Annotated in this window: 13 protein-coding genes; 7 read left to right on the forward strand and 6 right to left on the reverse strand. The window is 38.0% G+C overall.

Going from position 1 to position 12291, the window contains the following annotated elements; genetic code table 11:
* Positions 1-421: 421 nt before the first annotated feature.
* From ACPEH5_RS22410 to chbG, 6 genes are all read left to right on the forward strand, one after another.
* Positions 422-742 carry a PTS sugar transporter subunit IIB gene (locus ACPEH5_RS22410; protein ID WP_042848968.1) on the forward strand — a complete coding sequence of 107 codons (321 nt, stop codon included), beginning with the start codon at positions 422-424 and terminating at the stop codon, positions 740-742.
* Positions 743-855: 113 nt separating this feature from the next.
* Positions 856-2214: a PTS N,N'-diacetylchitobiose transporter subunit IIC gene (gene chbC / locus ACPEH5_RS22415; RefSeq protein WP_281111455.1), complete on the forward strand. Its 1359-nt coding sequence runs from the start codon at positions 856-858 to the stop codon at positions 2212-2214.
* A gap of 44 nt (positions 2215-2258) precedes the next feature.
* A complete protein-coding gene (chbA, locus tag ACPEH5_RS22420) occupies positions 2259-2603 on the forward strand; it encodes a PTS N,N'-diacetylchitobiose transporter subunit IIA (protein ID WP_048606324.1) in 345 nt (114 codons plus the stop codon).
* Positions 2604-2613: 10 nt separating this feature from the next.
* Positions 2614-3480, forward strand: a complete 867-nt coding sequence (gene chbR, locus ACPEH5_RS22425) for a transcriptional regulator ChbR (RefSeq protein ID WP_080750946.1) — start codon at positions 2614-2616, stop codon at positions 3478-3480.
* Positions 3481-3588: 108 nt separating this feature from the next.
* Positions 3589-4944 carry a 6-phospho-beta-glucosidase gene (locus ACPEH5_RS22430; protein ID WP_042848966.1) on the forward strand — a complete coding sequence of 452 codons (1356 nt, stop codon included), beginning with the start codon at positions 3589-3591 and terminating at the stop codon, positions 4942-4944.
* 31 nt (positions 4945-4975) lie between these two features.
* Positions 4976-5731, forward strand: coding sequence for a chitin disaccharide deacetylase (gene chbG / locus ACPEH5_RS22435; protein ID WP_281111456.1), 756 nt, complete (start codon positions 4976-4978; stop codon positions 5729-5731).
* Between the two features lie 54 nt (positions 5732-5785).
* On the opposite strand, the gene proS is transcribed toward chbG, so the two are convergent.
* The 6 genes from proS to metN form a co-directional block, all read right to left on the reverse strand.
* On the reverse strand, positions 5786-7516 hold the full coding sequence (proS, locus tag ACPEH5_RS22440) for a proline--tRNA ligase (protein ID WP_048606330.1): 1731 nt from the start codon (positions 7514-7516) through the stop codon (positions 5786-5788).
* 99 nt (positions 7517-7615) lie between these two features.
* On the reverse strand, positions 7616-8335 hold the full coding sequence (gene tsaA / locus ACPEH5_RS22445) for a tRNA (N6-threonylcarbamoyladenosine(37)-N6)-methyltransferase TrmO (protein WP_042848962.1): 720 nt from the start codon (positions 8333-8335) through the stop codon (positions 7616-7618).
* A 7-nt stretch (positions 8336-8342) separates the two neighbouring features.
* The gene (rcsF, locus tag ACPEH5_RS22450; protein WP_042848961.1) at positions 8343-8744 is read right to left on the reverse strand and encodes an Rcs stress response system protein RcsF; all 402 of its coding nucleotides are present in this window, start codon (positions 8742-8744) and stop codon (positions 8343-8345) included.
* Between the two features lie 127 nt (positions 8745-8871).
* Positions 8872-9693 carry a MetQ/NlpA family lipoprotein gene (locus ACPEH5_RS22455; protein ID WP_048606331.1) on the reverse strand — a complete coding sequence of 274 codons (822 nt, stop codon included), beginning with the start codon at positions 9691-9693 and terminating at the stop codon, positions 8872-8874.
* Between the two features lie 59 nt (positions 9694-9752).
* Entirely contained in the window at positions 9753-10406 is a 654-nt protein-coding gene (metI, locus tag ACPEH5_RS22460) for a methionine ABC transporter permease MetI (RefSeq protein ID WP_042848959.1), read from the reverse strand.
* Positions 10399-11430: a methionine ABC transporter ATP-binding protein MetN gene (gene metN / locus ACPEH5_RS22465; RefSeq protein WP_042848958.1), complete on the reverse strand. Its 1032-nt coding sequence runs from the start codon at positions 11428-11430 to the stop codon at positions 10399-10401. Before metN ends, metI begins: the two co-directional genes overlap by 8 nt.
* A 171-nt stretch (positions 11431-11601) precedes the next feature.
* Here metN and gmhB point away from each other — a divergent pair, with 171 nt between their 5' ends.
* Positions 11602-12168, forward strand: a complete 567-nt coding sequence (gmhB, locus tag ACPEH5_RS22470) for a D-glycero-beta-D-manno-heptose 1,7-bisphosphate 7-phosphatase (RefSeq protein WP_129466371.1) — start codon at positions 11602-11604, stop codon at positions 12166-12168.
* The last annotated feature ends 123 nt before the right edge of the window (positions 12169-12291 follow it).

The following is a 12291-nucleotide window of genomic DNA, read 5'->3' on the forward strand; positions in this document are numbered from 1 at the left end:
GACAAAATGGGCACCTTACATCGACTTTAGCCATGAATATTCTCCGATAAATTACCCTATATTACAGGTTAATCACCGGATTGAATACATGACCTTTTCTTTTATTAACTATCTAAAATATCAGCCAAAATCCCTTCGATTTATCAATATATTCACCAGCCTTTGCTTTTTTGATATCAATATAACTTTTTTATTAACGCAAAATATTTGTATAAATGTGAGGGGGGTCATAACGATTAGTCAATGAGAGACAATTCTTGATGACATTGAAATATCGAAAACTAGGGGAAGTACGTATACTTCATTCAACTAGAAAGAATTTTTATTTTTAGTTTGTAGTGTTAGTAAATGCTGTAAGTCTGCAAAAAAACTTATAAATTACAGCGGTAATTAAAAGATAGAACGAATCTAAGGATAAGGAATGAAGAAAAAAAATATCTATTTATTTTGTTCTGCGGGGATGTCTACCTCACTGCTAGTTAACAAAATGAGGCAACAGGCAGAGAAATATGATGTACCAGTCAACATTGAAGCTTTCCCTGAAAGCTTAGCAGCAGAAAAAGGTGTCGATGCTGATTTGGTATTACTTGGGCCGCAAATTGCTTGGATGCAATCTGATATTCAAAAATTATTGCCGAACAAACCCGTTGAGGTGATTGACTCACTTTTGTACGGCAAGGTTGATGGATTAGGAGTGTTAAAAGCGGCCGTGGCAATCATTAAAAACCAAACAGCAGGTTAATATTAGAGCGCTACTAACTACCTCTATTACATAATAACTCCATCGATATTGGTGCTAATACGATCTTTAGCTAATTAAGAATGGAGCATACTCAAAAAATTGAGGGTATTTTTATGAGTCTTGTTATCACTTCGCTTGAAAAGGTACTCCTTCCATTCGCGGTTCGATTGGGAAAGCAGCCTCATGTTAATGCAATAAAGAATGGTTTTATTAGAATAATGCCTCTAACACTCGTTGGGGCTATGTTTGTACTAATTAATAATGTTTTTCTTAGTTTTGATACAGGGTCGTTTTTTTATTCTTTAGGTGTTCGATTAGAACCTTCAACAATCGAAACATTAAACGGTTTTAAAGTGATAGGGGGAAATGTTTATAATGGGACACTAGGTATTATGTCTCTAATGGCCCCTTTCTTTATTGCCATGGCATTAGCAGAAGAACGCAAAGTTGACCCGCTAGCCGCAGGGTTACTTGCTATAGCTTCTTTTATGACAGTAACACCTTATGATGTAAATGGTGCCTATGCCGTTGGGGCGAATTGGTTGGGTGGAGCAAATATCATTTCAGGGATTATTTTAGGATTAGTCGTCGCTGAAATGTTCACTTTTATTGTCCGCCGTAATTGGGTTATCAAATTACCAGATAGCGTTCCGCCATCAGTTTCACGTTCGTTTTCTGCACTTATTCCTGGTTTTATTATCTTATTTATTATGGGAATAGTGTCATGGGCGCTAACGGGGATTAGCACTAATTTTCATCAAATTATCATGGATAGTGTTTCAACGCCTTTAGCATCGATGGGAAATGTGGTTGGATGGGCTTATGTGGTCTTTACGTCGCTGCTGTGGTTTTTTGGTATCCATGGTTCATTAGCATTAACGGCGTTAGATAGCGGTATTATGACGCCTTGGGCATTAGAAAACGTATCTTTATATGCAGAGTATGGCTCAGTTGACGCAGCAATTGCAGCTGGTAAATCCTTTCATATGTGGGCGAAGCCTATGCTTGACTCCTATGTGTTTTTAGGTGGAACAGGGGCGACATTAGGTCTGATTATTGCAATTTTTATTGCTTCACGTCGTGCTGATCATCGCCAAGTTGCTAAGTTAGCTTTACCTGCAGGTATCTTCCAAATTAATGAGCCTATTATTTTTGGTTTACCGATCATTATGAATCCTGTGATGTTTATCCCCTTTATTTTGATTCAGCCATTATTGGCAGGAATAATGGTGGCAGCATATTCTTTAGGGATCATCCCACCAGTGACAAATATTGCTCCGTGGACGATGCCAACAGGTTTGGCTGCTTTCTTTAACACTAATGGAAGTATTGCTGCCTTATTACTTGCCTTATTCAACCTTGGTGTTGCTGTTCTTGTTTATCTGCCGTTTGTGGTCATTTCGAATAAAGCCCAAAACACGATAGATGAAGAAGAAAGTGAAGAAGATATTGCGAATGCACTGAAGTTTTAAAATATGGAGGAGCTTGCTCCTCCCATTTAAGTCGAGATAAAAATATGTTTGAACTTGATGATATCCAAGAAGACGCAAGCAATGAACTAGAAGAAGTTGTCATGGGGTTAATTATTAATGCGGGGCAAGCTCGAAGTTTAGCCTACACCGCGCTGAAAAAAGCCAAAGCGGGTGATTTCGTGACAGCGAAAAATTTAATGGAGCAGTCTCATTCTTCATTAAATGAAGCTCATAAAGTACAAACTCAATTGATTGAAAGTGATATGGGAGAAGGGAGAATCAAAGTGAGTTTAGTTCTTGTTCATGCTCAAGATCACTTAATGAATGCTATGTTAGCCCGTGAATTAATTACAGAATTAATTGAGTTACATGAAAAAATAAATCATTAGAGAGAGGCTCATGATGCAGACACTGATGAATAGAACCGACACTAATGCTGAGATTAAACTGGTTCAAGAAAGTGAACTTTTTAATAATAAAACCTTTCATGTCTTTATTTATAATAAAGTTGAGAGTGCAAGTGGACTGCATCAACACGATTATTATGAATATATGATTGTTCTAACTGGTCGTTGTTATCAAATTATAAATGGAAAAAAAGTTTTATTAGAGCGTGGGGATTTTGTATTTCTACCAATTGGCTCCTACCATGAAAGTGCTTATGACTTTGGTCCTACACGAATATTAAATGTCGGAATTAGCAAAGCATTTTTCGATAAGCATTATCTGCCATTATTACCAAATTGCTTTGTTGCATCACAAAGCTACCAATTAAAAAATGAATTTATGGCTTATATCGAATCGGTAATCGCATCATTGAACTTCCGCGATAGCGAATTTAATGAATTTATTGAATTAGTTACATTTAACGTAGTTAATCGGTTACGCCATTTTCGTGAGAAAAGTATGCGGGATGATGCCCCCCAATGGTTAAAAAGTACATTGGAAGAAATGCATGATATCGCGATGTTTAGTGAAAGTGCGTTGCAAAATATGATAACAATTACTGGCAAATCACAAGAGTATTTAACTCGCGCAACAAAACGATATTATGGCAAAACGCCGATGCAAATTATTAATGATATAAGAATTAATTTTGCTAAAAAACAGCTTGAAATAACTAATTATTCAATTACCGATATTGCATTTGAATCAGGGTATAGTAGCCCCAGTTTATTTGTGAAAAAATTTAAAGAGTTAACATCATTAACACCAAGTGATTATAGAAAAAATCTATTTAGTGTTGAGCAAAAAATGGTGGGTTAATTTTTTATTTAAGTTAATTTTTCTTTTAAGAAAACTCAAGCATAACCATCTTTTGATAAAGATGGTGTGCTTTTCTATATTCATTTTATAAGGTTCAATGAGGTTAATATGACTCAGAAATTAAAAGTTGTCACTATTGGCGGTGGTAGTAGCTATACACCTGAATTGTTGGAAGGTTTTATTAAGCGGTATCACGAATTACCTATTACGGAATTATGGTTAGTTGATGTTGAAGAAGGGAAAGAAAAGTTAGATATTATTTTTAACTTATGTGAGCGTATGGTTAAACATGCAGGAGTCCCTTTAAAATTATATAAAACATTAGATCGAAGAGAAGCATTAATAGATGCTGATTTTGTTACGACTCAATTAAGGGTTGGTCAATTAAAAGCGCGTGAGCTGGATGAGTCAATTCCGTTAAAACATGGTTATTTAGGGCAAGAAACTAACGGTGCTGGTGGGTTATTTAAAGGGTTACGTACCATTCCTGTTATTTTCGATATTATTAAAGATGTTGAAGAGATTTGCCCAAATGCATGGGTGATTAATTTTACCAACCCAGCAGGTATGGTGACAGAAGCAGTATATCGTCATACTGATTTTAAACGCTTCATTGGTGTCTGTAATATTCCAATCGGTATGAAAATGTTTATTACAGATGTTTTGCAACTATCTGAAAAAGATGAGTTATCAATAGATCTATTTGGTTTAAACCATATGGTTTTTATCAAAGATGTTATTGTAAATGGTGTATCACGCTTTGATGAACTATTAGAAGGAATTGCCGCAGGGACATTAAGCGCAAATTCAGTAAAAAACATTACTGACCTAGCCTTTGAAGAAGGGTTAATTAGAGGCTTAAATCTAATCCCTTGCTCGTATTTATTATACTATTTTAAACCTAAAGAAATGTTAGCAATAGAGCTTGGCGAATATTATAAAGGTGGGGCTCGAGCACAAATTGTGCAAAAAGTTGAGCATCAACTTTTCGAACTTTATAAAAACCCATCCCTCGATGTTAAACCTAAGGAATTAGAGCTGCGGGGGGGAGCATACTATTCGGATGCTGCCTGTGAAGTGATAAATGCAATCTACAATGATAAAAAGACAGAGCACTATGTAAATATCCCACACCATGGCCATATTGATAATATTCCAAGCGATTGGACTGTAGAAATGACCTGTATACTTGGACGTGATGGTGCTATGCCTCATCCAAGAATTACGCATTTCGATGATAAGGTACTAGGGTTAATTTATACATTGAAAAACTTTGAAATAGCAACAAGTAGAGCTGCAACCAATGGTGATTTTAATGATGTCTTATTGGCTATGAATCTAAATCCATTAATTCACTCTGATAAAGATGCTCGTTTAATTTCAAAAGAATTGTTAATTGCTCATAAAAAATACCTGCCTAACTTTGATGAAGTGATAAAAAAATTAGAGCAGGAAAGTAAATAGGGCGATTATATACAGGGTTAAGGGAAATACTATGTCTTCATTACTTATTGTTAATGCTGATGATTTTGGATTATGTCGCGCTGTAAACTATGGGATCATTGAATCCCATCGAAATGGAGTTGTTCATTCAACTACGGCTATGATGAATATGCCTGCGATATCGGATGCCGCAAAATTAAGTCATGATTACCCTAATTTAGCGGTAGGTATGCATTTTGTTTTGACCGCGGGCAAACCTTTTTCATCGATGCCATCTTTGTGTCGTGATGGTTTGCTTGGTAAATGGTTGTGGGATATAGACACAAATGAATTGCCATTAAATGAAATTGAAGAAGAGCTAAATCAGCAATACCAGAAATTTATTGAGGTTTTCGGTCGAAAGCCTAGTCACATAGATAGCCATCACCATGTGCATATGATAGAAGGGGTCTTTCCTATCATTGTTAACTTTGCACAGGAAAAAGGTATTGCATTGCGAGTTGATCGTCAATTAGAAAAAAATTGGCCGCCTTTGTCATATCAAGTTGCTAGCACTGATTCTTTTAGTAGTGAGTTTTATGGTGATAAAATTAGTGAGTCATTATTTTTGCAGATTTTAGACGAAGCGAAACTACATGGAAATCGCTCCATTGAGATAATGAGTCATCCTGCATTTATTGATAATGCTTTATTAAAAAGCAATTATGCCTATCCACGGTTGAATGAATTAGAAGTGCTGACCTCAGAGAATTTAAAGATGCAGATCTTAGAGCGTGGCTTTAAAATTGGTTCATATCGAGATATTTAAAAAAAGCCCCCAATAGTTGGAGAACCAATGGCTGGGGGCTTTTTATTGTTTTGGTTATTTAACTAAACGAGCTGCTAACTTTTCTTTTAAGAAGCTAACCACATTGTCTAGACCAACCAAGTCTTTGTCATCACTGCGACGAGATTTGTATTCAACTTGGTTATTATCTAAATTACGATCACCAATAACAATGGTGTATGGCACACCAATTAATTCCATATCGGCAAACATCACACCAGGGCGCTCTTTACGGTCATCAAAAATAACATCAATACCGTTGGCTTTTAAATCAGCATACAGTTTTTCTGCAACTTCTTTAACGCGGTAAGATTTATGCATATTCATTGGCAAAATTGCAACTTGGAATGGTGCAATCGCATCCGGCCAAATGATCCCACGCTCATCGTGGCTTTGTTCAATAGCTGCTGCAACGATACGAGTTACACCAATACCATAACAACCCATTGTCACGATTTGATTATGGCCTTCTTCATTTTGGACAGAAGCTTTCATCGCTTCAGAGTATTTAGTCCCTAATTGGAAAATATGACCGACCTCGATACCACGTTTAATTTGTAGTACCCCTTTACCATCTGGGCTTGGGTCACCATTAACGACATTACGCAGATCAAAAGTGTCAGGAGTCGGTAGATCACGTTCCCAGTTAATACCGAAATAGTGTTTACCATCAATATTCGCACCCGCGCCAAAGTCGCTCATTATTGCAACACTACGGTCGATAACGATAGGTAATGGCATATTAACAGGGCCTAAAGAACCCGGACCTGCATTTACCGCATTTCTAATTTCTTCTTCAGAAGCGAACTCAAGTGGGCTCGCAACTAAAGGGTGTTTTTCCGCTTTAATTTCATTAAGCTCATGATCACCACGGATTAACAACGCGACCAATGTATGACCAGAATCTTTTTTGGCGTGAACAATTAATGTTTTAACTGTCTTTTCAATAGGTAAATGGAATTGTTCGACCAGCTCAGCAATAGTTTTTGCATTTGGAGTATCGACTAAACGCATTTCTTCTGTTGCTGCTCCACGTGGTGCCGTAGGTGCAACTGCTTCAGCAAATTCAATGTTTGCAGCAAAATCAGATTCCGTTGAGAAAACAACGTCGTCTTCACCACTTTTCGCAAGTACTTGGAATTCGTGAGAAGCGCTACCACCAATTGAGCCGGTATCCGCTTGGACTGCACGGAAGTCAAAGCCAATGCGAGTGAAAATTTTGCTATACGCTTCGTACATCGCATCGTAAGTTTCTTGTAACGATTCTTGATTGATGTGGAACGAATATGCATCTTTCATGATAAATTCACGTGAACGCATGACACCAAAGCGTGGGCGAACTTCGTCACGGAATTTAGTTTGAATTTGGAATAAATTCAAAGGCAGTTGTTTATAAGAGGTGATTTCATTACGTATTAAATCAGTAATGACTTCTTCATGAGTTGGGCCTAGAACGAAAGGCCGTTCACCACGGTCAACAAAACGTAGCAATTCAGGACCATACTGTTCCCAACGCCCACTTTCTTGCCATAAATCTGCCGGTTGAACTACGGGTAAAGATACCTCGATAGCACCTGCATTTTCCATTTCTTCACGAACAATGGTTTCTACTTTTCGTAGTACACGCACGCCAGTGGGTAACCAGTCATACAGACCAGAAGCAAGTTTACGGATCATTCCTGCACGCAGCATCAGCTGGTGGCTGATAACTTCTGCATCCGCAGGGGTCTCTTTTAGAGTTGAGAGCAGATATTTGCTAGTACGCATTGTATAGGTTCCATTAGAACAACAAATTATGATAAGTCGTTTGCTTACCAAGGTATATAGAGAGCTAGTCTACCAGTGACTGACATTTGCCAAAAGGGGTTAACGCGTTTTTTCATACGGTTCAATAGCGAATACTTCAGTCACACCACGAATTACTCGCCAGCGAATATTAAAATCTAATAAATGGACAGCGTAGTCACGAATTTCAGTAGATTGTTTTTTATAAGCAGGACGAGGGTCTTGCATTAGTACTTGTTCAATAAATTGCTTCAATTTAGGGTATTGTCTTTGATAGAGATTTAATTCCTGTTGGGCTTGTACAGTAAATATAACCTGCATATCGTCTGTAGGCGCCTCTTGTGCGTATCCTGCAATGGCTTCTGGTAACGCTTCAGCGAAGGGCAAATAAGGCTTAATATCAATCACTGGCGTACCATCAAGTAAATCAAGGCTACCTAGGTCAAGGATAACTTGATTATCTTTTTCCGTTATCCCTTTTAATTCAACAAGTGACATACCGATAGGGTTTGGTCTAAAAGTTGAACGCGTCGCAAAAACCCCCATTTTCTGGTTGCCACCAAGGCGCGGCGGACGAACTAAAGGCTTCCAACCGCCTTCCATCGTTTGATGAAAAATAAATAAAACCCAAATATGGCTAAATTGCTTGAGCCCTCGAACAGTGTTTGGGTCATTATAAGGCGGGTGTAAATGTAGGCGTCCTACACCGCCTAGAACGAGTCCAGGCTGGCGCGGGATGGCAAACTTTTCTTTATAAGGTGATTCAATATGGCCAATAACATTAAATTGAAAAGATTGCATTGATTTATTATTCAACAATTTGTAATGCACTGCCTTCACAAATGGTTGCCTGATAACAGCCCGGTGAGGTCATTGTTTGGCATTGATGTAAAAGCACTGCATCGGCGGCAATATAAGCAGCTTGGGTTAACATGCTGTTTTTTGCTGTGTTTAGATTTGCCGGAGGGCTTTGAACACTTTCACGGCAAGATTCCCCAGAAACAACACCTAAGTCTTTGAAAGGCATGCCTAACAGCTCTTCAGGGCTATTCATTAATTTGACATTTGCGGTGTCTGGTTCTGTGACACGAGGTACAGGTTTAGACAATTTCATACTAGTGAAACCTTTGTTTTGCCCTGGACTTGTGTATTGGTTAATTCCACACCCGGCTAGCGTAAAAGCCACCAAGGTGAGCAATAACAGTCTCATAAGTTATACCTTTCTTATATGGTTACTAAAATTAAGTTGCTATGTTTTGTAGTCTATAAATTGCAAAAAATACTAGATGGCATTACGCCACCTAGTATTTTAATCGTTTTTTTAATAATAAAAAAGATTACCAGCCTTTAACTGCACCACCATCAAAGACTTCATTAGCTTTGTTAGATACTTCATCCGATTGATATGCTTGGATAAATTTCTTCACATTTTCGCTATCTTTATTATCTTCACGGGCAACAATAACATTCACATATGGAGAATCTTTGTCTTCAACGAATAAACCATCTTTTGCTGGTGTTAATTTTGGTGTTGCGCTACTTGCCCAAGTGGTATTGATAATGGCTAGAGCAATTTTTTGGTCATCCAAAGCTCGTGGTAATTGAGGTGCTTCTAATTCAACAAATTTCAGGTTTTTTGGGTTCTCAACCACATCCAGAACAGTAGGCATTAAACCTGTGCCCTCTTTTAATTTGATCAAACCTTGCTGTTGTAACAATAGTAGAGAGCGGCCTAAGTTAGTCGGGTCATTAGGTAGCGCAATTTGTGAACCATCGGCTAATTCATCAACTGATTTAATTTTTTTAGAATAAGCTGCAATTGGGTAAATAAAAGTATTGCCCACAGGAACTAATTTATAGTTACGATCTTTAATTTGTTGATCAAGGTACGGTTTGTGTTGAAATGCGTTAGCATCAATATCGCCTTTGCTTAATGCTTCATTAGGTAAAACGAAGTCATTAAATGAAACTAATTCAACATTTAAGCCATACTTTTCTTTAGCAACTTTTTGTGCAACCTCAGCAACTTCTAATTCTTTGCCCATGATCACACCAACTTTAATGCTGTTGGCATCTTTTTCTTTCTCACCACAACCTGTGAGAACTAGAGTGCCTAATAGCGCGCCGACAACTGCGATAGATTTTAATTTAATAGACATTGATATACCCCTTTAAAACGGACTTTATAAGCACCCTAACGGCGCAGCTATTTTACTTACTATCGATGTGATACTTTTTTCATTAAGTATTCACCAGTGTATTGAATGATGAAAACTAAAATGATTAACAAAACAAGTACGGTATTCATCACTAATGGATTGTAGGTGTAATACCCATATTGCATTGCAATTTGCCCTAAACCACCAGAACCCACAGCACCGCCCATTGCTGAGTAGCCGACTAACATAATTAATGTGATAGTTGCTGCGTTGATAATCCCCGGTAATGATTCAGGTAACAATATTTTACGAATAATCTGTAGCGGTGTTGCCCCCATAGCCCTTGAAGCTTCAATCAAACCACTTGGTACTTCTAATAATGTATTTTCAACCATACGAGCAATAAAGGGAATTGCGCCAACTGTCAATGGAACAATAGCGCCTTCAATACCAATGGCCGAACCAACCAAGAATTTAGTGAATGGGCTAATCCATACTAATAGAATGATAAACGGGATTGAACGGAATACGTTCACTACCGCTGAAATTACACTATAAAGAGCTGTATTTTCCATCACTTGCCCACGGCGAGTGACATAAAGTAAAACACCTGTCGGTACACCTAATAAAAAACCGAGGATCGCTGATACGAAAGTCATAATGATAGTATCAATCGTTCCTGTTATAAGTAGTGAAATCATTCCCTCAGACATAACCCAAAACCTCTACTTTGACATGGTGTTCTTTTAAAAATGTAATTGTGGACTCTACTCCACCATTGATGCCATGTAGTTCAGCTAACATTACACCAAACTTAACGCCGCCTGCGTAGTCGATTTGGGAGCTCAATATATTAATATCTATATCGAACTTGCGTACAGCCATGGAAATTAAAGGAGCATCAACAGATTGCCCTGTAAATTCTAATTTCACTAATGGCGATAAATCACTGCCTGATTCAGCTTTTAAACGAGCTTTATAGTCATCTGGAATATCAATCACTAATGTTGACTGAATAAATGCTTGGGCAACCGGTGTTTTCGGATGAGAAAACACTTCACTGACTTTATCTTTCTCGATTAACTGACCACCGCTGATGACTGCAACTTGGTCACAGATGCGTTTTACCACATCCATTTCATGGGTAATTAATAAGATAGTTAATCCTAAACGACGATTAATATCCTTTAATAACTCAAGGATAGAGCGTGTTGTCGCAGGGTCTAATGCACTGGTCGCTTCATCACACAATAGAACTTTGGGGGAGTTTGCTAAGGCTCGCGCAATAGCAACGCGTTGTTTTTGCCCTCCAGAAAGATTAGCAGGATAACTATCTTTCTTGTCGGTTAAACCAACCAGTTCGAGTAATTCATTAACGCGCTCATTAATTTTTTCCTTAGGCGTATTATCAAGCTCTAAAGGAAGCGCCACATTATCAAAAACAGTACGTGAAGATAATAAGTTAAAATGTTGGAAAATCATGCCGATGCCACGGCGTGCTCTCGTCAACGTTTTTTCTGTCATTGCTGTTAAATCTTGCCCATCAACGACGACTTGGCCTGAAGTAGGGCGTTCGAGCATGTTTACGCAACGTATAAGTGTACTTTTACCTGCACCTGATGCGCCTATTACGCCATATATCTGACCAGCAGGAACATGCAAGCTAATGTCAGTCAGCGCTTGAATGTTACGGTTTCCTTGCTGGAAAACCTTATTAATATTTGAGAGCTTTATCATTTATATTTTCTAACTTTTATCTGAATTGTTTTTTTAGATAGTGTATCTAATATTGTTGGATGTTAAGGCGTCTAGACGTCTAAGTCAATAAAGATTGTTCTATTTATTCTATTCTCATTTCTTTTCTTTTCATGAGATACTAAAAAGATATTAAATTTGAGGAGCAAATCGGTGAGTAACGGGACCCCCGCAGTCTTTTTAGACAGAGATGGAACAATCAATATCGATCATGGCTATGTTCATAAAATCGATGACTTTGAATTTATCGAAGGCTCGATTGAAGCGATGTTAGAATTAAAAAAAATGGGTTATGCATTAGTCATTGTAACTAATCAATCTGGCATAGGCCGTGGTATTTATACCGAGGACCAGTTTATGCAGCTAACAGAGTGGATGGATTGGTCGTTAGCCGACCGCGGTGTTGACTTAGATGGTATCTATTTTTGTCCTCATCATATCGAAGCGGAAATTGAAGAGTATCGCCAAGACTGCAACTGCCGCAAACCAAAGCCAGGGATGTTACTAGATGCGCAATCATTCTTAAATATAGATATGGCTGCTTCTATTATGGTTGGCGACAAACTCGCGGATATACTAGCGGGAAAAGCGGCTAAAGTTGGTACCACTGTGTTAGTGAAAAGTGGTGAGCAGGTCACTGATGAGGCTATGGAGAATGCAGATATTGTCATTAATAGTATTGCTGAGTTACCAGAAGCCCTAAAAAGAATCAAAAAATAGTCGTTTTGAGTGATAAGTAAGCAGTCAGAAAAAAAATGCAAAAAAAGGGTTGCCAGATTTTTCTGACTCCCTATAATGCGCCACCACTGACCGGGAACAAGACAACGCAAAGCGCGATGAACA

Source organism: Providencia sp. NPDC089933 (assembly GCF_049545585.1).
In the GTDB taxonomy this organism is placed as follows: domain Bacteria; phylum Pseudomonadota; class Gammaproteobacteria; order Enterobacterales; family Enterobacteriaceae; genus Providencia; species Providencia huashanensis.